At 56.1% G+C, this 22,928-nt stretch carries 19 protein-coding genes, 1 tRNA gene, 1 rRNA gene and 1 pseudogene; 13 read left to right on the forward strand and 9 right to left on the reverse strand.

The window, feature by feature from the left end; translation table 11 throughout:
* Window positions 1-143: 143 nt before the first annotated feature.
* The 7 genes from yhdP to csrD all read right to left on the reverse strand — a co-directional run bounded on the left by yhdP (window position 144) and on the right by csrD (window position 10,967).
* Window positions 144-3,944: an AsmA2 domain-containing protein YhdP gene (yhdP, locus tag GO007_RS11900; protein WP_095100009.1), complete on the reverse strand. Its 3,801-nt coding sequence runs from the start codon at window positions 3,942-3,944 to the stop codon at window positions 144-146.
* A 123-nt stretch (window positions 3,945-4,067) separates the two neighbouring features.
* Window positions 4,068-5,537, reverse strand: a complete 1,470-nt coding sequence (gene rng / locus GO007_RS11905; protein WP_041147457.1) for a ribonuclease G — start codon at window positions 5,535-5,537, stop codon at window positions 4,068-4,070.
* 2 nt (window positions 5,538-5,539) lie between these two features.
* Entirely contained in the window at window positions 5,540-6,121 is a 582-nt protein-coding gene (locus GO007_RS11910; protein WP_095100013.1) for a Maf family protein, read from the reverse strand.
* 7 nt (window positions 6,122-6,128) lie between these two features.
* Entirely contained in the window at window positions 6,129-6,617 is a 489-nt protein-coding gene (gene mreD / locus GO007_RS11915; RefSeq protein ID WP_095100016.1) for a rod shape-determining protein MreD, read from the reverse strand.
* On the reverse strand, window positions 6,617-7,609 hold the full coding sequence (gene mreC / locus GO007_RS11920; protein ID WP_095100019.1) for a rod shape-determining protein MreC: 993 nt from the start codon (window positions 7,607-7,609) through the stop codon (window positions 6,617-6,619). Before mreC ends, mreD begins: the two co-directional genes overlap by 1 nt.
* Window positions 7,610-7,678: 69 nt before the next feature.
* Entirely contained in the window at window positions 7,679-8,722 is a 1,044-nt protein-coding gene (gene mreB / locus GO007_RS11925) for a rod shape-determining protein MreB (RefSeq protein WP_002918653.1), read from the reverse strand.
* A 304-nt stretch (window positions 8,723-9,026) separates the two neighbouring features.
* Window positions 9,027-10,967, reverse strand: a complete 1,941-nt coding sequence (gene csrD, locus GO007_RS11930) for an RNase E specificity factor CsrD (protein WP_095100022.1) — start codon at window positions 10,965-10,967, stop codon at window positions 9,027-9,029.
* Between the two features lie 222 nt (window positions 10,968-11,189).
* Here csrD and acuI point away from each other — a divergent pair, with 222 nt between their 5' ends.
* The 13 genes and pseudogenes from acuI to GO007_RS12000 all read left to right on the forward strand — a co-directional run bounded on the left by acuI (window position 11,190) and on the right by GO007_RS12000 (window position 22,379).
* A complete protein-coding gene (gene acuI / locus GO007_RS11935; RefSeq protein WP_095100026.1) occupies window positions 11,190-12,164 on the forward strand; it encodes an acrylyl-CoA reductase (NADPH) in 975 nt (324 codons plus the stop codon).
* A 77-nt stretch (window positions 12,165-12,241) separates the two neighbouring features.
* The gene (msrP, locus tag GO007_RS11940) at window positions 12,242-13,243 is read left to right on the forward strand and encodes a protein-methionine-sulfoxide reductase catalytic subunit MsrP (protein ID WP_095100029.1); all 1,002 of its coding nucleotides are present in this window, start codon (window positions 12,242-12,244) and stop codon (window positions 13,241-13,243) included.
* The gene (gene msrQ, locus GO007_RS11945; protein ID WP_095100034.1) at window positions 13,243-13,842 is read left to right on the forward strand and encodes a protein-methionine-sulfoxide reductase heme-binding subunit MsrQ; all 600 of its coding nucleotides are present in this window, start codon (window positions 13,243-13,245) and stop codon (window positions 13,840-13,842) included. The genes msrP and msrQ overlap by 1 nt, the downstream gene beginning before the upstream one ends.
* A 233-nt stretch (window positions 13,843-14,075) precedes the next feature.
* Window positions 14,076-14,528: a type II 3-dehydroquinate dehydratase gene (gene aroQ / locus GO007_RS11950; RefSeq protein WP_095100041.1), complete on the forward strand. Its 453-nt coding sequence runs from the start codon at window positions 14,076-14,078 to the stop codon at window positions 14,526-14,528.
* A gap of 22 nt (window positions 14,529-14,550) precedes the next feature.
* Window positions 14,551-15,015 (forward strand): acetyl-CoA carboxylase biotin carboxyl carrier protein, encoded by a 465-nt coding sequence (gene accB, locus GO007_RS11955; protein WP_041147466.1) that lies wholly within the window; start codon window positions 14,551-14,553, stop codon window positions 15,013-15,015.
* Window positions 15,016-15,025: 10 nt separating this feature from the next.
* Window positions 15,026-16,375 carry an acetyl-CoA carboxylase biotin carboxylase subunit gene (accC, locus tag GO007_RS11960; protein ID WP_041147467.1) on the forward strand — a complete coding sequence of 450 codons (1,350 nt, stop codon included), beginning with the start codon at window positions 15,026-15,028 and terminating at the stop codon, window positions 16,373-16,375.
* A 110-nt stretch (window positions 16,376-16,485) separates the two neighbouring features.
* Window positions 16,486-16,728 (forward strand): YhdT family protein, encoded by a 243-nt coding sequence (locus GO007_RS11965; RefSeq protein WP_095100044.1) that lies wholly within the window; start codon window positions 16,486-16,488, stop codon window positions 16,726-16,728.
* A complete protein-coding gene (panF, locus tag GO007_RS11970; protein WP_095100047.1) occupies window positions 16,718-18,169 on the forward strand; it encodes a sodium/pantothenate symporter in 1,452 nt (483 codons plus the stop codon). Before GO007_RS11965 ends, panF begins: the two co-directional genes overlap by 11 nt.
* Window positions 18,170-18,180: 11 nt before the next feature.
* Complete coding sequence (gene prmA / locus GO007_RS11975; protein WP_095100050.1) at window positions 18,181-19,062, forward strand: 50S ribosomal protein L11 methyltransferase; 882 nt, start codon at window positions 18,181-18,183, stop codon at window positions 19,060-19,062.
* A gap of 358 nt (window positions 19,063-19,420) precedes the next feature.
* Complete coding sequence (gene dusB / locus GO007_RS11980) at window positions 19,421-20,386, forward strand: tRNA dihydrouridine synthase DusB (RefSeq protein WP_041147471.1); 966 nt, start codon at window positions 19,421-19,423, stop codon at window positions 20,384-20,386.
* A 25-nt stretch (window positions 20,387-20,411) separates the two neighbouring features.
* Window positions 20,412-20,708, forward strand: coding sequence for a DNA-binding transcriptional regulator Fis (gene fis / locus GO007_RS11985; RefSeq protein WP_003855228.1), 297 nt, complete (start codon window positions 20,412-20,414; stop codon window positions 20,706-20,708).
* 294 nt (window positions 20,709-21,002) lie between these two features.
* Window positions 21,003-21,922, forward strand: a pseudogene (locus GO007_RS29110) (efflux RND transporter permease subunit); the annotation flags it as partial.
* 235 nt (window positions 21,923-22,157) lie between these two features.
* Entirely contained in the window at window positions 22,158-22,379 is a 222-nt protein-coding gene (locus GO007_RS12000) for a lipoprotein (protein WP_041147475.1), read from the forward strand.
* A gap of 196 nt (window positions 22,380-22,575) precedes the next feature.
* On the opposite strand, the gene rrf is transcribed toward GO007_RS12000, so the two are convergent.
* Both rrf and GO007_RS12010 read right to left on the reverse strand, forming a co-directional pair.
* A 5S ribosomal RNA gene (rrf, locus tag GO007_RS12005) occupies window positions 22,576-22,691 on the reverse strand.
* Between the two features lie 36 nt (window positions 22,692-22,727).
* Window positions 22,728-22,803 (reverse strand) — tRNA-Thr (locus GO007_RS12010).
* Window positions 22,804-22,928 lie beyond the last annotated feature (125 nt).

Here is a 22,928-nt window from a genome sequence, read left to right on the forward strand (position 1 = left end):
GGCGCCAGCTGAGAGTCCTCCGGCAGCACAGAATAACCATGCGACCGGGGCGAACAAGCGTAGCCAACGCATCTGTAGCTTGAAATATAACGGGTATAGAACGCTATATATTGAGAGTGCGATAATTCCCCGCAATCGTCAAATCATTGCTTTTTGTCGCTACGCGCCTGACGCAGCACTTCATTGATTTGCGGCTGATCGATAGGACCAGTGATGCGATAGCGCAGGATAGACACTTTGTTCCACAGCGGCCCCAGCACCTTACTGGCCGCAAAAACGGCGGCGCCGACGATCGGGTTAATCACAAAGGCCGTCGCCACGCCGACGGTCGCCGAGATTTCCGGCGCGACAACGGCCTGCAGATCCAGCTGGCGGCGCACGAGGTCCACCGAGCCTTTCATCGCGATATCCGCCTCCAGGCCATCCACCAGCGTATCATCGGTATTCATTACGCCATCTTTAATCCATGCCGTGCTGCGGATCGAATCGAAATAGAACCCTTCGCTGAAGGTATCGCTGAAGTCGAAACGCAGTTTACGCAGCAGCGCGTCCACGCTCAGCAGGCGCAGCAGCTGCCCGGCGTGACCGGTGCTAATGTCGGTAAACTCGCCTTTTCCAAGATGGCTTTTCAGAACCCCGTTAAGCGAGGCCACATCCGGCTGCCACGGCGGCGCGCGCCAGTGCAGATCGTAGTCGACATCAAACGACGAGCCTTTCACCGGCGTTGATACGCCAAAGAAGCCGACGAAAGAGTCCGTTTTATTGCCGTGGAGCTTACCTTTCAACGACGTGCGTACGCCGTTTGCCGCATTGACCCACACGCCATCGGCGGTCAGACGGCCGAAGCCGGTATCCACCAGCCCGTTTGCAAGGGTTAGCTTATCGCCGCTAATCGCGAAGTCGCCGTCGATACGCCCGTATTTTTGCCCCCACAGCCAGCACTCCGCGCAGCGGAGCTGAAGATCCGGCCAGCCGCGAAAATCGATGCGGCTATCGGCTAAAGGATTGCTGCCGCCCGGCGCCGCATCGCTCTTCTGAGCGGCGGCCGGGTTGTAGTAGAGGTAGCGAATGGCCGCCAGCCACGGGGCGTTTTGACGCATCGTCAGGGAAGCGTTAATTTCCCGCCCCTGTGCTTCAACCTTCGAACCACCGGCCTCCGGACGCGAGACAAGGCTAACGTTATTCCAGCTCTGCCCGGCAAAGGTCAGCGACGGCGTTCGCAGGGTAATTCGCTCGGGGAAGATGATATTGCTGCTGACCTCATTGGCCGCACCGCCCTGGAACAGAGCCAGCCACTCCGCCCCATCCATCGGCGGCATATTGAGCTCTACGCCAGCCTGCTCGGGGAGCGGAGAAACGGCCTTGCTGTCGGAGGTTAAAATCGCCCGATCCAGCGTCAGCTTGCGGTTCAGCAGCCAGCGGCTGTTGATGTGGTTTTTGGCGCCGATGGAGCCGGTCAAATCAAAGCTGTTTAGCCCGCCCGCGACGTTGATTTTCACCGGCAGCGCTTCGCCTGCCGGCTTGTCTACGGGTGTAGGTAAGTGACTGCTCACATTTTTCAGATCGCCGTTGATATCGACCTTATAGCTTGCGCTGCCGCGATACGGCAGCTCAATCGCCACCTTGCCGTCCCACGGCAAGCTGCCGCTCAGCGCTCCATCGATAGCTTTCGGCAGCAGGCCGGTTCGCGACGGCTGCCAGCTGGCGTTCATTCCCACATCAACCAGGAAGGCTTTCGGCCCCTCGGTGGTGGAAAAATTAAGATTCAGCGGCTGATTAAACCAGCTGGCGCTCATCTCCTCGCTTTTCAGATCGCCGTTCACAAAGCTGAACTTACCGCTCAGGTTGTTTAGCGTCGCATCGATAGGCTTGATAAACAGGCTGTTATTCTTGAGATTCACGTCGCCTTTAGCGGTCGTCAGCTCACCGTCCAGCGGAATGTCGAGATGTAAGCGAGCGCTCACACCACCATCCAGCTGCAGCTCATCCAGCGCGGCGCCCAGCGTCTCCTTGAGCGGCGTCTCTTTGAAATAAGGGCCAACCTCTTTGCCCGCACCGTTGATATCCGCGTCGATCAGCAGCTTTTCCCGCGAATAGTCAGGGATCGCCGCATCAAGGTTGCTGGCGGCCACCTTGCCGAGCATGACCTTATCGGCCTTCATCCACAGCCCGTTGTTGATAAAGTCGAGGTTGATGTCCAAACCGGTCAGCGCCGGCCAGTCCGGCTGGAAAGCGAAGGTGGCATTGGTCAGCGGTACGGAAACCTGGAACTGGCCTTCGTTGTGCAGATAGGGGAACAGGTGCGGGTTGCCGCCGTAAACCAGCGTGGCATCGGTGGACTGGCCGCCTTGAATCGCGCCGCTGAGGTAGTCCACCAGCTCTTTGCCCATCAGGTTTTCCGGGAAATAGCGCCACGCCTGACCGCCGTCATTGGTGCTGATCCCTGCCAGAATGCCCAGCCACGGCTCATCACCCTGCGGCTGTAAATAGCGGAAACCGCCCCGGGCACGCACGCCGGTTGCCTGGACGTCAATATTGCGCCCGTCGAGCATAAAGCCCTTTTCATTTTTCACCCAGCTAAGGGTCGCGTCGCCCTGAGCGATTTCCAGCGGCGCGCGAAATACCGTTTCATAGGGCATTTTCGCCTGCGTCATGCTGGCATGCAGGGAGCCGTTCTCTACGCTCCCGGCGACGCTGCCGGAGAAATGCTCCACGCCGGGCAGCAGCTTCCACTGCTTCCACGAGAAATCGCTCCAGCTGGCCTGGAAGCGGGATTCTTCCGCCGCCTGCAGCGGGATATCCAGCGCCAGAAGATTAATTTTGCCGTTTGGCTGGGTGGTACGCCAGATTTCGCCGAGCGCAGGCGCCAGCTTATCGGCAAAAGGCTGTAGCCCGGTCAGACCGTTCAGCTCAAGGTTGCTCGCGCGGATACGCAGCTCGTCGCTCCGGGAATGGCCGTCCCCGCCAACGTCCTGCGCCGGGATCCACGCCATCGCCAGCGCCCCGCGAGGCCAGGACTTGCCATCAATAGAGATTCGCGTATCGGGGATGTGGAAGCCCCAGCTCTGCTTATCGCGGAAGATGTGCGCCGTCAGGTTATCCACCGCCAGCCGATGGGGCTGCGTATCCCCCTGCCAGCTGGCGCCGCCTTTTTTCAGCCACACGTCGCCGCCGGCGATATCGCCTTTGTCGATACTCATCCAGCCTTCAAGGCTAAAACGCGCGCTTTGCAGGGCGATATTGTCCTGCATCCAGCGGCCCAGCCACGGCTTCACGTCAATATCATCCGCCTGCAGCCATACGCGCCCCTGGTTCAACAGGCCGTTTTCATCACGCAGATCCATCCGCACCTTCATCACCCCGTGCTGGCCGTTCAGGCTGGAAAGGCTCAGCTCGCCTTCCGCGCGATGGCGATTTTTACCGTTCAGCCAGGTAAGCTGCGGAATGGCCAGCTCGGCGCGCTGGCCGGAGAGGGTCACGAAGCTCAGGTGGCTGTCGCGGAGAATGAAGTGATCGAACTGGCGCAGGAACAGATCGCCGATATGGTCGGTTTTCAGGCTCTCGCCGCCATCGTTGGTCTGGATCGGCGTGTTGGTGTGGATTTTTAACTGCCAGAAGGTGAGATCGCGAAACTGCCAGCGCATGTGAAGCAGGCTTTGCCATACGTCCAGCGCGAGGGTGACGCGTTTAACCGACAGCTCGCCGCCATCTTTGAGGCCGGCTTTCACATCGCGGACGTCCAGCGTGGGGCCAAAATTCTGCCAGCTGGCGCTCAGCCGTGAAGCATCGACCGGAGAGCCGGAGATCGCGGAGATTTTCTCCAGCAGCTGGGGACGCCATGCGTCAAGCTGCGGCAACACGAGACGCAGACCGCTCACCAGCAGTGCGATGACAACAATCAATGTTGCCACGGTGAGCAGTAATATCCCGGGCAGTCGCCTCACGCATCTCTCCTTGTCAAACTATTACACCTCATCCTTCAGCTGCCCCTCAGCGCTGCGTTCATTCGTGCCGGCCGGCCAACGCATCACCGCGCCCGAAAGGCTGAACGAGGGCAACCCAGATGATTACATCATCACCACATCAAACTGCTCTTGATTATAGAGCGGTTCAATTTGCACTTTGACCTGTTTACCGACAAAGATTTCGACTTCCGCCAGCGCGTGCGACTCTTCCCCTTTCAGGGTTTCCGCGACGGCAGGAGAAGCATAGACCAGGAAACGATCCGAGTCGTAGGCATGATGTACGCGCACGATCTCGCGCATGATTTCATAACATACCGTTTCAACCGATTTTACCGTGCCGCGACCGTGGCAGGTCGGGCAGTCTTTACACAGCACGTGCTCCACGCTTTCACGGGTGCGCTTACGGGTCATCTCCACCAGCCCAAGCTGGGAGAAGCCGTTGATGCTGGTTTTAACCCGATCCTTATTCAGCGCCTGCTCCAGCGAATGCAGCACTCGGCGGCGGTGATCTTCATTATTCATATCAATGAAATCAATGATAATAATCCCGCCGAGGTTACGCAGCCGCAGCTGGCGGGCAATCGCCTGGGTCGCCTCAATGTTGGTATTGAAGATAGTATCGTCAAGGTTGCGGTGGCCGACGAAGGCCCCGGTGTTGATATCGACGGTGGTCATCGCTTCGGTCTGATCGATAACCAGATAGCCGCCGGACTTCAGCTCCACTTTACGCTCCAGCGCGCGCTGAATTTCGTTCTCCACGTCAAAGAGATCGAAGATCGGCTGGCGGCCGCTGTAATGCTCGAGCTTGCTGGTCATCTCCGGCATATATTCGGCGGTGAACTCCAGCAGCGATTCGTAGGTCAGGCGAGAGTCGACGCGAATGCGGTCAAGATGGGCATCGGCAAAATCACGCAGCACGCGCTGAGCCAGCGCCAGTTCGCCGTACATCTGATAGCGGGTCTGCTGGCGTTTCTTACGCTCCATCACCTTCGTCCAGACGCGCTTGAGGTAGGCGGCATCGGCGGCCATTTCCTGCTCGTGTACGCCTTCAGCCGCCGTACGGATGATAAATCCGCCCTGCTCATCGCAGTAGTCGGCGACAACTTTCTTCAGCCGCTCGCGCTCCGCTTCGCTCTCTATACGCTGGGAAACCCCAACGTGCGAGGCCCCTGGCATAAACACCAGATAGCGGGAAGGGATGGTGATATCGGTTGTCAGACGGGCGCCCTTCGTGCCAAGGGGATCTTTCACCACCTGTACCATCAGGTCCTGGCCCTGACGCACCAGCTCGGAAATATCGCGCACGGTGAACTGCTTTTGCTCTTCCCCGGCGACGCACTCGGTATGCGGCATAATGTCCGAAGCGTGCAGAAATGCGGCCTTGTCCAGACCAATATCTACAAAAGCCGCCTGCATCCCCGGCAGCACCCGACTGACACGACCTTTGTAGATATTGCCTACGATCCCACGCCGCGCTTCGCGCTCAATATGAATTTCCTGCAGAATACCGCCATCAATGTACGCGACGCGCGTTTCCGATGGCGTTACGTTAACTAATAATTCAGCCGTCATCTTTATCCCTTTTCTTCACGTAGTGAGTTAAAGTTACTCAGCAACTCATACGTTTCTACCAGCGGTAAGCCGACTACGGCGTGATAGCTGCCATTAATCTTCCTAACAAAACAGCCACCCAGCCCTTGAATACCGTATGCACCTGCTTTATCTAAAGGTTCGCCGCTGGCGACGTAGCCGGCGATATCCTGCTCGCTCAGCAGGCGGAAGGTCACCTCCGTTATCACCAGACAGTCCAGCGCCTGCTGCTTATCCGCCAGGGCAACCGCCGTCATAACCTGATGCGTTTTTCCGGAAAGCATCTGCAGCATCTCTGCGGCGTGCCCGGCATCGCGCGGTTTTTCCAGCACTTCGCCGTTAAGGATGACAATGGTGTCCGCCCCCAGCACCGGCAGATCGCGTGATGCCAGCACAACGCCTGCCTGCGCTTTTTCCCGCGCCAGGCGAGTCACGTAATGCTGAGCGCTCTCCTGCGGCTGGCGTCGCTCCTCAATACCAGGAACCACGCGCTCAAAAGAGAGCCCCATCTGAGTCAACAGCTCCTGTCGACGTGGAGAACCTGAAGCAAGATACAGAGTTGTCATATCAACCTTATTGCACCGCAAATTGCTGACGAACTTTACGCATCAGCAGGAATAGCCATGGCCAGAGCACACCGTTTACTACACTACTCCAGAACACTTCCGGACGGAAAGAGACGTTGATCACTAAAAACTCTGCCCAGAAAACAACGATGTCCACCGCGAGGGAGAGCATCATCACCACCAGCGCCTGCTGCCAGAGCGCCAGATTACGGAACAGCTGATATTTCAGAGCGACCAGATAAGCGATGATACTTAACGATAGCGCGCGAACGCCCAGCGTCGAGCCGCTGATGAGATCGAGGATAGCGCCCATCACGAAGCCCGTGCCGACGTTCACCCGATGCGGTAACGCGAGGATCCAGTACAGCAGGATAAGTAATACCCAGTTTGGCCGGAAGACGCTGATGTCCGCCGGCCAGGGCATGATCTGTAGCAATAGTGCAATAAGAAACGAGAGCCAGATAACCCAGCGTCCCTGGCTACGGTAGCTTGCCACTATTGCCCCCCTGCAGGCAGAGGTTTCGCGGGTGGCGTCAGGCCGGTAGCTGGAGCCGGCATTTGTGGCCCGACGGAATCCGGCGCAGGCAGAACCTGCGGCATCATCTGCATCAGACGTTCATTCGCTACCCGATGAACCTCTTCCGGGGTCATCGGGTTGGAGCCGTTACGATCGGCCCCCCACAGCAGCAGCAGATAGCGCAAACGCTGCAGGCCTGCGGTCGGGCGAGCCTGAATAACGGTATACGCCCGCTGCGTATCCAGCTTGACGGAAGAGACCACGCCCACCGGATACCCTTCCGGGAAACGGCCGCCAAGACCTGAGGTCACCAGCACGTCGCCGACGCGAATATCGGTATTCGCCGGCAGATGCTCCAGCTGCAGATCGTCCGTACAGCCATTACCGGCGGCAATCACGCGGATATCGTTGCGCAGCACCTGAATCGGCAGCGCATGGGTGGCGTCACAGATAAGCAGCACGCGGCTGGTCATTTTCGCGACGGCAACAACCTGGCCGACAACGCCCTTATCGCTGATAACCGGCTGGCCTTCATAAACGCCGCTGATGCTGCCTTTATCGATAACCACCTGATCGCTGTAAGGATCGTTAACCGTTGAGATGACCTGGGTCACCATCTTTTGCTCATCCTGGCGCAGCGGGGAGCCCAGCAGTTCACGCAGACGCGCGTTCTCCTGCTTGTACTGGCCCAGCATCAGCAGGTCGCTGTTCTTCAGCAACAGTTCCTGACGCAGCGCGCGGTTTTCCAGTTCGAGCTGATCGCGGGTGGCCAGCGTTTGCGATACGCTATCCAGCAATTCCCGAGGACCATTAGAAATAAAGTAGAAAGGACTGACGGCTGTATCCATGTACGTTCGAATTTGGCTGAACGTACCCAGGCGGCTGTCGGCGATAATCACGCCAAGCGCCACCAAAACCGCCAGAATAAGGCGAATCTGTAGCGACGGGCCACGGCTAAAAATTGGCTTCATAGGCTATGCGTATTCTCGTGTCAGTTAAGACCGGGGGCAGCCCTTGAGCCGCCCCAGACCTTCGGCTGACTACTCTTCGCTAAACAAGTCGCCGCCGTGCATATCGATCATTTCCAGCGCTTTACCGCCGCCACGCGCGACGCAAGTCAGTGGATCTTCTGCAACTACGACAGGGATCCCTGTCTCTTCCATCAGCAGGCGGTCGAGGTTACGCAGCAGCGCGCCGCCGCCGGTCAGGACCATACCGCGCTCGGAGATATCAGAAGCCAGCTCTGGCGGGCACTGCTCAAGAGCCACCATCACCGCGCTAACGATGCCGGTCAGCGGTTCCTGCAGCGCTTCGAGAATTTCATTCGAGTTCAGGGTGAAGCCGCGTGGAACGCCTTCAGCCAGGTTACGACCGCGCACTTCGATTTCACGCACTTCATCGCCCGGATAAGCGGAGCCGATTTCATGCTTGATACGTTCTGCGGTCGCTTCACCGATCAGGGAGCCGTAGTTACGACGCACATAATTAATCACGGCTTCATCGAAACGGTCACCGCCGATACGTACGGAAGAGGAGTAAACCACGCCGTTCAGGGAGATAACCGCCACTTCCGTGGTACCGCCACCAATATCCACAACCATCGACCCGGTTGCTTCAGAAACCGGCAGGCCTGCGCCGATCGCAGCCGCCATCGGCTCTTCGATCAGGAAGACTTCACGGGCGCCAGCGCCCTGAGCGGATTCGCGGATTGCACGGCGTTCAACCTGGGTCGCCCCAACCGGCACACATACCAGAACGCGCGGGCTCGGACGCATGAAGCTGTTGCTATGCACCTGTTTGATGAAGTGTTGCAGCATTTTTTCGGTAACAAAGAAGTCGGCGATAACGCCGTCTTTCATCGGGCGAATCGCCGCGATGTTGCCCGGTGTACGCCCGAGCATCTGCTTCGCTTCATGACCGACAGCGGCGACGCTTTTCGGCGATCCAGCACGATCCTGACGAATGGCCACAACGGAAGGCTCATTCAATACGATGCCTTGTCCTTTTACATAGATAAGGGTATTCGCGGTACCCAGGTCAATGGACAGGTCATTGGAAAACATGCCACGAAATTTTTTTAACATACTAAGGGATAATCCTGAAAGCTGGGGCGGAAAACAAAATCCGCTTACTTTACCAACCACACGCAGCAGCGACAAGGCGCAAGAATCATCTGCTACGGTGAAAATTAGTGCAGTTCATTTCCTTCGTTACAAATTTTCCGCCTCCGTTCGGTGCTGAAATCTTCAGCAGCGCTCCACGCTTCAATTTGCAACCTGTCAAAGGTCATTTACTGGCATTTACATTGCGATAATCCGGCAGGTAGACAAGCACACCCCCTTCACTATGGCGCGCGTTATTCTACGTGAAATAACGCCAAACGGCAGATCAAACCGAGTATCTTTGCGAATATTTTTTCACATTTGTGTCAAGTGGCTGTGAGGCGGCAAAAAATTCCCCCTGGCCACCGGTAACACCGCATTGAGACAGGACCTGCCACTCGCTACGACTGCGTACTCCGGTTGCAAAAACCTGGACCGGCATACCCTTGCAGGCCTCTACCAGACTCTGAACCAGCAGTTGGTTCTCACTGCGTTTTTCAATATTACGCGACAGTCCCGGGTGTAGCTTGATAACTTCGACGTCCAACTGCTTGATCCAGCTGGTTCCAACCAGCGTCAATCCGGCCTGAACAACGGCGACTCGTATACCTAAAGCGTTAACCAGCCGCATAACCGGCTGCAGGCGGCCGATATATTGACAAACATCTGCCTCTGCAAGTTCAAAAATAATGCGCTGACGTTGCGATTTTTCACATTGCATCAAAGTATCGCGCAGCCAGCGCTGGAATCGAGGACGGATCAGCGATTCCACCGTCACCTGTAAAGCGAGGTTTTCGTCCGGCCAGAAGCCTAAAAACGGCAGCAGCCGCGTGATCTGCAGGCGGTCATACTCTTCCGCCAGGCCAAACTGCTGCACCATCGGCATATATTCCGCCGCAATCACCTCTTCCGTGCCGTCGTACAGGCGGGACATCAGCTCACGGTGATGGACGCGACCGTCGCGATTCACCGCCGGTTTCTGATATAACCGCGGCCCGCCGCGGCTTAGCATCTGTTCAATCAGGGTACGCCAGCGCACGTTGCCGCGCCCTTTCTCCGGCAGCGAATCGTCATAAACCGCCCAGCTATTGCTCCCCTGCAGGACCGCGTTGCGCGTTGCGGCTTCCGCGCGCTCCATCACCTGAGCCGTCGTCTGCCCGCTGCGGAAGGCGCAAATACCGATATGCATCATGTCATCGCGGTCAAGGATGCGCGTGGGCGGCAGCGCGTCCATAGCCTTCAGCAGCAGCCCGGCGATGCTGTCCGCCTCCTTCAGGGTGCGGTGCGGCAGCAGGACGGCAAAATCGCTGCGGTGATAGCGCGCCAGCAGCGCCCCGGGATAACGCATAATAAAAGTAGAAAGCAGGTTGATAAGCGTGAAGTAATGCTCCTCCGCTGCGGCGCGGCCCCAGTTATCGCGCAGCAAATCGAACTCCGGCAGGCGGATCATCATCACAATGCCGTATGAGCCGACTTTTTCCTGATCTTCCAGCAGCGTGGCGAGCTGGTTATCGAAAAACAGACGGTTATTGAGCCCGGTTTTGGTGTCCTGAGCGGCATAGGAGCGAATAAGCGTATCCATACGGCTTCGCTGATCGCTGGCAAACTGCAGTTCTGATAGCAGCATATCCAGCGCGCTGCTGGTGCTCACCGGCCACTCGTGCACCGATCCCCGCACCTGAGGCCCGCGCTCGCCGTTAAGGATCCTTGTCGCCCGCAGCTCCAGCAGCTCCTGCCCTGACAGCTGACGGCGGATCCAGCGAACGGAAAAAAAGATCATCAGCACCATAAAGCCAATGGCAACGGAAAGCGGTGCGGTTATGTGCAGCGAGCGGAAGTAGTTGACCATCGGGTCCAGATAGACCAGATGAAGCGTCATGCCGGGGTGTTTTAGCGACGGGACCGTGATTTCCCGAAACTGGTTATTGCTGCCCAGCGGACGGTAGCTGTCGCTACGCGAGTGGCTGTACACCGATTTGCCGTTAAGCAGAAAATCAACCTGCACAACATCTACCGGCGTCATCAGCTCATCCATCTGCGGTTCGAGCCGGGCAAAGGATGAAGAGATCAGGCGGTTATCCAGCACGGTCGCCACGGCCTGGACGCGGTTCTCCATTTTTTGCTGAATACCGTTATAAAAACTCAGCGACGCGCCGATAAGCGTGACAAAGATAGTCAGGCTGGTTAGCAGCGTGAAAAATGCTGAGAATTTCGTCGTTAATCGCATCCCTGTGTTAACTCCGCGTGTGAATGACTGCCCGATAGATATTCGGGCTCCGGTACTGGCGCTTTTCCCAAAGTAAGCACTAACTTTCTAAAGTGCGAGGCATACTATCAAAGCTGACGTATCTGGCAATTTATTGCGCTGTATCGGCGTAATAATGCCGATAGCGAGTATAGTCTGCAGAAAAATTTTTCCAATCTTTGTACCAATAAGAAGGACCCGCATATGCAGGCTTTAATATTAGAACAGCAGGATGGCAAAACAATCTCTTCGGTGCAAACCATCGACGCCAGCCGGCTACCGCAGGGCGATGTCACCGTCGATATCCAGTGGTCCAGCCTCAACTATAAAGATGCGCTGGCTATCACCGGCAGCGGAAAAATCATCCGCAACTTTCCGATGATTCCTGGCATCGATTTTGCCGGTATCGTCCATACCAGCGAAGATCCGCGTTTCCACGCAGGCCAGCAGGTGCTTCTCACCGGCTGGGGCGTTGGCGAAAATCATTGGGGCGGCCTGGCCGAGCAGGCGCGCGTGAAAGGCGACTGGCTGGTTGCGATGCCTGAAGGGCTGGACAGCCGAAAAGCGATGGCTATCGGCACCGCCGGTTTCACCGCCATGCTGTGCGTCATGGCGCTGGAAGATGCCGGCATTCGTCCACAGGACGGCGAGGTTGTCGTCACCGGCGCCAGCGGCGGCGTCGGCAGCACCGCGGTCGCCCTGCTGCATCACCTGGGTTACCAGGTTGTCGCCGTTTCTGGTCGCGAAAGCACCCATGACTACCTGAAAGCTTTGGGGGCGCAGCGTATCGTTGGGCGCGAGGAGTTTGCCGAAACCCGTCCGCTGGAGAAACAGCTGTGGGCCGGCGCGGTCGATACCGTCGGCGATAAGGTGCTGGCGAAAGTGCTGGCGCAGATGAACTACGGCGGCTGCGTGGCCGCCTGCGGCCTGGCCGGCGGCTTTGCTCTGCCGACGACGGTGATGCCGTTTATTCTACGTAACGTCCGTCTGCAGGGCGTTGATTCGGTAATGACCCCACCCGCTCGGCGGGCTGAAGCCTGGCAGCGGCTGGTTCGCGATCTGCCTGAATCCTTCTATACGCAAAGCGCCACGGAAATTACGCTCGCCGAAGCGCCGGCCTTTGCCGATAAGATTATGGCTAACCAAATCCAGGGCCGGACGCTGGTGAAAATCGCCTAATATGCAATTTTTCGTGACATATTCGCGATAACTCTCCGCCTCCGTCATGCTTAGGAAAAAGCATGCCGGAGGATGTCATGAAACACAAAAAGCTAACGGAAGCCGACGTCACGGCAGAATCCGTGTTTATGCTGCAGCGTCGTCAGGTTCTGAAAACCCTGGGGATTACCGCTACGGCCCTTTCTCTTTCCCCCACGGCAAAAGCCGATCTTCTCGATTGGTTCAAAGGTCACGACCGCCCTCCCGCGCCGGCGGGCAAAGCGCTGACGTTCAACAAACCCGCCGAATGGCAAAACGCGCTGACGCTCACGCCGGAGGATAAGGTATCCGGCTACAACAACTTCTATGAATTTGGTCTGGATAAAGCCGATCCGGCGGCCAACGCGGGCAGCCTGCGAACCGATCCGTGGACGCTGACCATCGGCGGAGAAGTTGCCAAACCGCTGACGCTCGATCATCACGATCTGACCACCCGTTTTCCGCTCGAAGAGCGCATTTACCGGATGCGCTGTGTCGAAGCCTGGTCGATGGTGGTGCCGTGGGTGGGCTTCCCGCTGCATAAGCTGCTGGCACTGGTTGAGCCCACCAGCAGCGCCCGCTACGTGGCGTTTAAAACCATCTATGCTCCTGACCAGATGCCGGGGCAGAAGGATCGCTTTATCGGCGGCGGCCTGGCCTATCCTTATGTAGAAGGCCTGCGTCTGGATGAGGCGATGCATCCCCTCACCCTGCTAAGCGTCGGCGTTTACGGCAAGGCGCTACCGCCGCAAAACGGCGCGCCGGTGCGGCTGACGGTCCCGTGGAAATATGGTTTTAAAGGGATTAAGTCGATTGTCAGTATCGAACTCACCCGCGAGCGGCCGCCGACCACCTGGAATCTGGCGGGGCCGAATGAGTATGGCTTTTACGCCAACGTCAATCCGCACGTCGATCATCCGCGCTGGTCGCAGGCAACGGAACGTTTTATCGGTTCAGGAGGCGTGCTGGACGTTAAGCGCCAGCCGACGCTGCTGTTCAACGGCTATGCTGATGAGGTGGCATCGCTCTACCGGGGCCTGAATTTGCGGGAGAACTACTAGTGCGTCTGAGCATAAAACAGATTACCTGGCTGAAGGTCATCCTTCATCTGGCCGGGCTTCTCCCCTTTATCTGGCTATTCTGGGCTGCACAGCAGGGGTATTTCAGCGCCGATCCGGCAAAGGATATCCAACACTTTACCGGTAGGATGGCTCTTAAATTTCTGCTGGCAACCTTGCTTGTCTCACCGCTGGCGCGCTACGCTAAACAGCCGCTGCTGATTCGTACCCGTCGCCTGTTGGGATTATGGTGTTTTGCCTGGGCGACGCTGCACCTGACCAGCTACACGCTGCTGGAGCTAGGGATTAACAATCTGGCGCTGCTGGGTTCTGAGCTGGTTAGCCGGCCATATCTGACGCTGGGGTTTATCAGCTGGCTTACCCTGCTGGCGCTGGCGGTAACGTCAACTCAGGCGCTGCAGCGAAAATTAGGCCGACGCTGGCAAACGTTGCATAACTTCGTCTATCTGGTGGCGATCCTTGCGCCCATCCACTATCTATGGTCCGTGAAGATATTATCCCCACAGCCGTTGATATATGCCGGACTGGCGGTTGTGCTTTTGGCATGGCGTTACAAGAAGTTCCGCCAGTGGTGGCGCTAATCCCCGGATATGTGCAGTTTCCCGCAGATCTTTTATCAACCGCGACTCTTTTAACGATAGCGGTTGATAATCTTCCCTGATAAGACCAGTATTTAGCTGCCAAATGCTACGAAATCGTTATAATGTGCGACTTTGGTTTTCCTGGAGGGGTTTTAACACCCTGAAAAGGTGACAAGCGCGTTTCGAAGGTATATTTTGTTTTTTACCCGAGAATGGCAGGAGATAGCCGCACAATGGCTGACAAGTTTCGCATTTTGCTTTTGAACGGACCCAACCTTAACATGCTTGGTACACGCGAGCCTGAGAAGTATGGCACCCTTAAGCTTTCTGAGATTGTTAACCGTCTGGAATCAGAAGCTGCGGCTCTGAACGTGGCGCTGGATCACCTGCAATCAAACGCGGAGTACGCGTTAATCGACCGAATTCATCAGGCTAAAGACGCTGTCGACTATATCCTGATTAATCCGGCCGCGTTTACGCACACCAGCGTGGCAATCCGCGACGCGCTACTTGCGGTGAGCATCCCGTTTATCGAGATCCACCTGAGCAACGTACATGCCCGCGAACCATTCCGTCATCACTCTTATCTGTCGGATATCGCCGCAGGCGTTATCTGTGGATTCGGGGCGGACGGTTATTCATACGCTTTACAGACGGCGGTAAAACGCCTGTCACAATCACACTAAACAAAGAGTACGGAACCCACTCATGGATATTCGTAAGATTAAAAAACTGATCGAGCTGGTCGAAGAGTCTGGCATCAACGAACTGGAAATTTCTGAAGGTGAAGAGTCTGTGCGCATCAGCCGCTCAGCTCCAAACACCGGCTATCCAGTGATGCAGCAGGCTTATGCCGCTCCGATGATGCAGGCACAGGCACCTGTTGCCGCAGCACCGGCAGCCGCGCAGGCAGAAGCTCCGGCGAAAGCGGAAATCAGTGGTCACATCGTACGTTCCCCGATGGTCGGTACTTTCTACCGCACCCCGAGCCCGGACGCTAAAGCGTTTGTGGAAATCGGCCAGAAAGTCAACGTGGGCGACACTCTGTGCATCGTCGAAGCAATGAAAATGATGAACCAGATCGAAGCCGACAAAGCCGGCGTGGTGAAAGCCATTCTGATCGAAAGCGGCCAACCGGTAGAATTTGACGAGCCGCTGGTAGTCATCGAGTAACGAGGCGAACATGCTGGATAAAATTGTTATCGCCAACCGTGGCGAGATTGCACTGCGTATCCTGCGTGCCTGTAAAGAACTGGGCATCAAGACCGTTGCTGTGCACTCCACTGCGGATCGCGATTTAAAGCACGTATTGTTAGCGGATGAGACGGTCTGTATCGGCCCGGCTCCGTCCATTAAAAGCTACCTGAATATTCCGGCGATCATCAGCGCGGCTGAAATCACCGGCGCGGTAGCGATTCACCCGGGCTACGGCTTCCTCTCCGAAAACGCCAACTTTGCTGAGCAGGTTGAACGTTCCGGCTTTATCTTTATCGGCCCGAAGGCCGACACTATTCGTCTGATGGGCGACAAAGTGTCGGCGATTACCGCCATGAAGAAAGCCGGCGTGCCGACCGTTCCTGGCTCCGATGGCCCGCTGGGCGACGACATGGACGCTAACCGCGCCCATGCGAAACGCATCGGCTACCCGGTTATCATCAAAGCCTCCGGCGGCGGCGGCGGCCGCGGCATGCGCGTTGTGCGCAGCGACGCCGAGCTGGCGCAGTCCATCTCCATGACCAAAGCTGAAGCAAAAGCCGCTTTCAGCAACGACATGGTGTATATGGAAAAATACCTGGAAAATCCTCGTCATATCGAGATCCAGGTACTGGCTGACGGCCAGGGTAACGCTATCTATCTGGCCGAGCGCGACTGCTCCATGCAGCGCCGTCACCAGAAAGTTGTCGAAGAAGCGCCGGCGCCGGGCATTACTCCGGAACTGCGTCGCTACATCGGCGAGCGCTGCTCCAAGGCCTGCGTTGATATCGGCTATCGCGGGGCGGGTACCTTCGAGTTCCTGTTCGAAAACGGCGAGTTCTACTTCATCGAAATGAACACCCGTATTCAGGTTGAACACCCGGTAACAGAAATGATCACCGGCGTGGATCTGATTAAAGAGCAGCTGCGCATTGCCGCAGGCCAACCGCTGTCTATCAAGCAGGAAGAAGTTCAGGTCCGTGGCCATGCGGTTGAATGCCGTATTAACGCAGAAGACCCGAATACCTTCCTGCCGAGCCCGGGTAAAATTACCCGCTTCCACGCGCCGGGCGGCTTCGGCGTTCGCTGGGAGTCTCATATCTACGCCGGCTATACCGTGCCGCCGTACTATGACTCAATGATCGGCAAGCTTATCTGCTACGGCGAAAACCGTGATGTGGCGATTTCACGCATGAAAAATGCGCTGCAGGAGCTGATCATCGACGGCATCAAAACTAACGTCGATCTGCAGATTCGCATCATGAACGACGAGCACTTCCAGCATGGTGGTACCAATATCCACTATCTGGAGAAAAAGCTCGGTATGCAGGAAAAATAATCCTGTATCGCTGCAAAAGGCCGGATAATCCGGCCTTTTTTCTTTTTCTCTCCCCTCATCTTTGCCATGCGGTACAATCCCCGCTTTCTTCATCCTCCTGGGACTAAAAAATGGACAATCGTTTTGTTCAGGCCCACAAAGAAGCGCGCTGGGCGCTGTGGCTGACCCTTCTCTATCTTGCCGCCTGGCTGGCTGCGGCCTATCTCCCGGACAGCGCAATCGGCATCACCGGGCTGCCGCACTGGTTCGAAATAGCCTGCCTGCTGGTGCCGCTGGTATTTATCCTGCTGTGCTGGGCGATGGTGCGTTTTGTATTCCGCGACATTCCGCTGGAGGATAGCGATGCAGCTTGAAATCATCGTTATCCTGATTGCCTATCTGTTCGTGGTCTTCGGCCTGTCGCTTTACGCCATGCGCAAACGCAGCAGCGGCAGTTTTCTCAGCGAATATTTCCTCGGCAGCCGTTCTATGGGCGGCTTCGTGCTGGCCATGACCCTCACCGCAACCTATATCAGCGCCAGTTCATTTATCGGCGGGCCTGGGGCCGCCTACAAGTACGGGCTCGGCTGGGTGCTGCTGGCGATGATCCAGGTGCCGACGATCTGGCTTTCGCTGGGGATCCTCGGCAAGAAGTTCGCCATTCTGGCGCGACGCTACAACGCCATCACCCTCAACGACATGCTGCAGGCTCGCTACCAAAGCCGCGCCGTCGTCTGGATCGCCAGCATAAGCCTGCTGGTTGCCTTCGTCGGAGCGATCGCCGTGCAGTTTATCGGCGGCGCGCGCCTGCTGGAGACCGCGGCTGGGATTAAATATGAACACGGCCTGCTGATCTTCGGCATCACTATCGCCCTGTACACCGCGTTCGGCGGCTTTCGCGCCAGCGTGCTCAATGACACCATGCAGGGCCTGGTGATGCTGATTGGCACTATCGTGCTGCTGGTTGGGGTTGTTCACGCTGCGGGCGGTCTGCATCACGCCGTTGATACCTTACAAAAGATCGATCCGCAGCTGGTATCGCCGCACGGCGTCGACGGCATCCTTACCCCGACCTTTATGACCTCATTTTGGGTGCTGGTCTGCTTCGGCGTGATCGGCCTGCCGCATACCGCCGTACGCTGCATTTCCTATAAAGACAGCAAAGCCGTTCACCGCGGGATCATCATCGGTACCGTGGTCATCGCTCTGCTGATGTTTGGTATGCACCTCGCGGGCGCTCTGGGCCGCGCGGTGCTGCCGCATCTCACCGTTCCCGATCGGGTGATCCCAACCCTGATGGTCCAGGTGCTGCCGCCGTGGGCCGCAGGCCTGTTTTTAGCGGCGCCAATGGCGGCGATCATGTCGAACGTTAACGCCCATTTATTGCAGGCATCGGCTACGATCGTTAAAGATCTTTGGCTCAGCGCTCGCCCTGCCAAAAGGCATAATGAGCAAAAGCTGAAAAGGATCTCCACCGCCACCACCCTGGTTATCGGGATCCTGATGATGCTGGCAGCCTGGCGGCCGCCTGAAATGATCATCTGGCTCAACCTGCTGGCCTTCGGCGGCCTGGAAGCGGTGTTCTTATGGCCGCTGGTTATGGGCCTGTACTGGGAGCGCGCTAACGCGACCGGTGCCCTGAGCGCGATGATCGTTGGCGGCGTGCTCTACGCCGTGCTGGCGACATTCAATATCCAGTACCTGGGCTTTCATCCGATTGTGCCCTCGCTGCTGTTAAGCTTGCTGGCTTTTGTGATTGGCAACCGTTTCGGTCAGCCCGTCCCTCCAGCCCCTATTATGACTACTGATAAATAAAGAGTTTTGCCATGCCATGGATCCAACTGAAACTGAACACGACCGGCGCACACGCTGAAGATTTAAGCGATGCGCTGATGGAGGCCGGTGCCGTCTCTATCACCTTCCAGGATACCCACGATACGCCGGTATTCGAACCGCTGCCGGGGGAAACCCGCCTGTGGGGAGACACCGACGTTATCGGCCTGTTCGACGCAGAGAGCGATATGGACGAAGTCGTTGCCATCCTTGAGCAGCATCCTCTTCTGGGCGTCGGCTTCGCGCATAAAATCGAGCAGCTGGAAGACAAAGACTGGGAGCGCGAATGGATGGATAACTTCCACCCGATGCGCTTCGGCGAGCGGCTGTGGATTTGCCCAAGCTGGCGTGAAGTACCGGATGCCAACGCGGTTAACGTGATGCTCGATCCGGGCCTCGCCTTCGGTACCGGTACGCACCCGACGACCTCCCTGTGCCTGCAGTGGCTGGATGGGCTGGATCTGGCGGGTAAAACGATTATTGATTTCGGCTGTGGTTCCGGGATCCTGGCGATTGCCGCCCTGAAGCTCGGTGCGGCGAAGGCTATCGGTATCGATATCGACCCGCAGGCGATTCAGGCCAGCCGCGATAACGCCGAACGCAATGGCGTCTCAGAGCGTCTGGAACTCTATTTACCCCAGGATCAGCCAGAAGCTCTCAGCGCCGACGTCGTGGTCGCCAACATTCTGGCCGGCCCGTTACGCGAGCTGGCTCCGTTAATCAGCGTGCTGCCCGTTGCAGGCGGCCTGCTGGGCCTCTCCGGCATCCTTGCCAGCCAGGCTGACGGCGTCTGCGAAGCCTACGCCGATCGTTTTAATCTCGACCCGGTGGTAGAAAAAGAAGAGTGGTGCCGCATTACCGGCCAGCGGAAGTAAGCGCCAATGCGGCCTGCGGGCCGCATTTTTGTTTCCAGTAACCGCCAAATGACGTCAAGAAATGGGAGCCAGATCGCACTACGAAGCGCTTTTTTGGCTACAAAAACAGCGTTTTATGCCGTTAATGCCCCCCTTTTTCTAAGAAAAATAGAGAAGTTTTACGATTTTATAAATGGACACAAATTACCCACCCATCATTAACACAATGATTAATATAGTAATTTATTCATGGCATTTTCGTTACCCCTGGATTCATTGATCTGTGACAGGGGATTGCTCAAAGTTTGGCCTTTCATCTCGTGCAAAAAATGCGTAATATACGCCGCCTTGCAGTCACAGTATGGTCATTTCTTAACTCATGCGCATCGGACACTACCAGCTTAGAAATCGCCTGATCGCAGCACCTATGGCTGGCATTACTGACAGACCATTCAGGACGCTGTGCTATGAGATGGGAGCAGGTTTAACCGTTTCCGAGATGATGTCCTCCAACCCGCAGGTTTGGGAGAGCGACAAGTCCCGTTTGCGGATGGTGCACGTTGATGAGCCCGGTATTCGTACCGTGCAAATCGCCGGTAGCGTACCGGAAGAGATGGCCGCAGCCGCCCGTATTAACGTGGAAAGCGGCGCCCAAATTATTGATATTAATATGGGGTGCCCGGCGAAAAAGGTGAATCGCAAGCTCGCAGGTTCAGCCCTCTTGCAGCATCCCGAGCAGGTGAAGTTAATCCTGACGGCGGTCGTCAAGGCAGTGGACGTTCCCGTGACGCTCAAGATTCGCACCGGTTGGGAGCCGGAACACCGTAACTGTGTAGAAATTGCCCAACTGGCTGAAGAGTGTGGCATTCAGGCTCTGACTATTCACGGACGCACGCGCGCCTGTTTGTTTAACGGAGACGCTGAATACGACAGTATTCGGGCAGTTAAGCAGAAAGTTTCCATTCCGATTATCGCGAATGGCGACATTACTGACCCGCTTAAAGCCAGAGCTGTGCTCGACTATACGGGGGCTGATGCCCTTATGATAGGCCGCGCGGCTCAGGGAAGACCCTGGATCTTTCGGGAAATCCAGCATTATCTGGACACTGGAGAGCTGCTGCCCCCCCTGCCGTTGGCAGAGGTTAAGCGCTTGCTTTGCGCTCACGTTCGGGAATTGCATGACTTTTACGGTCAGGCAAAAGGGTACCGAATTGCGCGTAAACACGTTTCCTGGTATCTCCAGGAGCACGCTCCAAATGACCAGTTTCGGCGCACATTCAACGCCATAGAGGATGCCAGCGATCAGCTGGAGGCGTTGGAGGCATACTTCGAAAATTTTGCGTAAACAGAAATAAAGAGCTGACAGAACTATGTTCGAACAACGCGTAAATTCTGACGTACTGACCGTTTCTACCGTTAACTCTCAGGATCAGGTAACTCAAAAACCCCTGCGTGACTCGGTTAAACAGGCACTGAAGAACTATTTTGCTCAACTGAACGGTCAAGACGTTAGTGACCTGTATGAGCTGGTACTGGCTGAAGTAGAACAGCCCCTGTTGGACATGGTGATGCAATACACCCGCGGTAACCAGACCCGTGCTGCCCTGATGATGGGCATCAACCGCGGTACACTGCGTAAAAAATTGAAAAAATACGGCATGAACTGATACTAGTCAGTTAATTGCTTGAATAAAAGGCGCTCTTCGGCATGGGGAAGCGCCTTTTTACTGCCTCGCGTTTACTCCCTCCCTGCAGCAGACAGCTGACTTCTCATCTGAGTTAACTCGCCGTCCGACGATTCGGTACGCAGAGCATCGACAGTAGCGGTGAAAACGTCGAGCGCGTGATGGTTGAAGAGAGCCTTCCACGACAGCCCTCGTTGGTACTGCGATGGTGCTCATGGCCTTACGCAGCCTCAGGCCGTGGCAGGAACGCAGCGACGCAGCGACGCAGAGAACGGCGTTAAGGCGATTATCCAACGTGCCTACCGGCGCCTTCAGCAAGAAGGACGCTATGGTCTTACCGTTCAATCTGCCGGCCATTGTCGAACTCGGTAGCGCAGCGGGTTTTGACTTTGACCTTATCGATCAGGGCAACCTCGGCCACAGCGCGCTAACCCAGGCGCGTAATCAGCTGCCCGGCTGCATCCGGAGCAGCTGGCGCGCATTTCCGTACGCTGCCGGATAATATCAACAATATGTATGCGCGCAGCGCCAGCGGTGAAATGGCGCCGCTCTCTTCGTTCGTCACATCGCGTCGGGTAAAAAGTACCGGGGATACAATGCTCCTGATGGAGGCAGGCTGCCGAACGGAACTGGCTATGACTGGACTGGAATGTCGTCTCAGGAACGGCTCTCCGGAAGCCAGGCGCCTGCGCGCTATGAAAGCGGGTATCTCCCGCTCTCTGTAACCTTGGTCATTCTTAGGGATTCCTGGAGCGTTGCCGGCAGCATCGTTTAACGGGCTAAATAATGATGTTGATTTCCAGGTCGGCTTATTAACCGCGATTGGCTTATCGGCAAAAAATACCATTCCGATCGTCGGGTCTGCTAAAGATCTTATGGGTAAAGAAGGTAAAAGAATTATCGAGCCGACGCTCGAGATATCGCGTATGCGCCTGCCTCCAATCCTCATGACATCATTGGCTTTTATTCTCGGGGTGCTGCTTTTAATTATTAACCATAAGCCAGGATGCGAGGCGAAAAATGCGGTGGACACCGGCCTAATGGACGGAATGTTAACCGCTACGCTGCCGGTAATCCTTTTCGTAGAGGTGTTCTTCGTGGCTGTAAGGGGCCGCTTTACCCGGCGCGAGGAGCGCTTATTCCATCAAAGGCGCCACTCCGGCGCTTTTTTTATCCTGTACTCTGCGAATCAATGAGTTGGATGCCATTCGTTATATTCAATAATTATAAAATCAGCAGTCCCTGGCTTTATTTCATTATTTTATTCTGCATATTTTCTACGCAATCCTTCGCTTATCTCCATGATATTTACGTAGCTCATAAATTGAGATGATTTCCTCTATCCGGCCTCTGTATTCGCGATGCTAAAATAAGCTATTCCGTCGTGTATCTCATCCGATGCAGAAAAACGGACTATTCAGAGGTAATATTATGAAGAAATTTATTTTAGTGACGCTGCTGGCGACTTTACTCGCCGGCTGCGCACATGACTCTCCCTGCGTGCCGGTATACGATTCTGAAGGCAGGTTAGTTCATACCAATACCTGCATGAAAGGCACGACTCAGGATAACTGGGAAACGGCTGGAGCAATTGCCGGCGGCGCGGCGGCGGTAGCGGGATTAACTCTGGGGATTGTAGCGCTGACCCGTTAACCCTTGCCTTCCCGGTGGACAGGGTTCATTCCCCAATGAGAGAACGGATATAAAGAAAGGGCCTGGTCGAGAGACCGGGCCTTTTTTAGTAGACTGCAGGTTATAAAGGCTGCTCTACGAGCACAGAGATGCAGCCGTTTATAGCAGGCAAGCAAAAAGGCCCAGTCTTTCGACTGGGCCTTCTGCTTTATTTGATGCCTGGCAATTCCCTACTCTCACATGGGGAGACCCCACACTACCATCGGCGCTACGGCGTTTCACTTCTGAGTTCGGCATGGGGTCAGGTGGGACCACCGCGCTATCGTCGCCAGGCAAATTCTTTAAAATACTGTGTTCTAACTTAAAAACTGGTGCTGATACCCAGAGTCGAACTGGGGACCTCACCCTTACCAAGGGTGCGCTCTACCAACTGAGCCATATCAGCACACTTAATTTGGTACCGGGCAATAACTTTTCGGGCCGTTGCTTCGCAACGTTCAAAAGCATTCGCTTTTGTTCTGCTACTCTTTCGAATAGCAAACTACCTCGAAAGTCAGTGCCATACTGCTA

Source organism: Klebsiella sp. 10-1 (assembly GCF_009758445.1).
Taxonomy (GTDB): Bacteria; Pseudomonadota; Gammaproteobacteria; order Enterobacterales; family Enterobacteriaceae; genus Klebsiella; species Klebsiella scottii.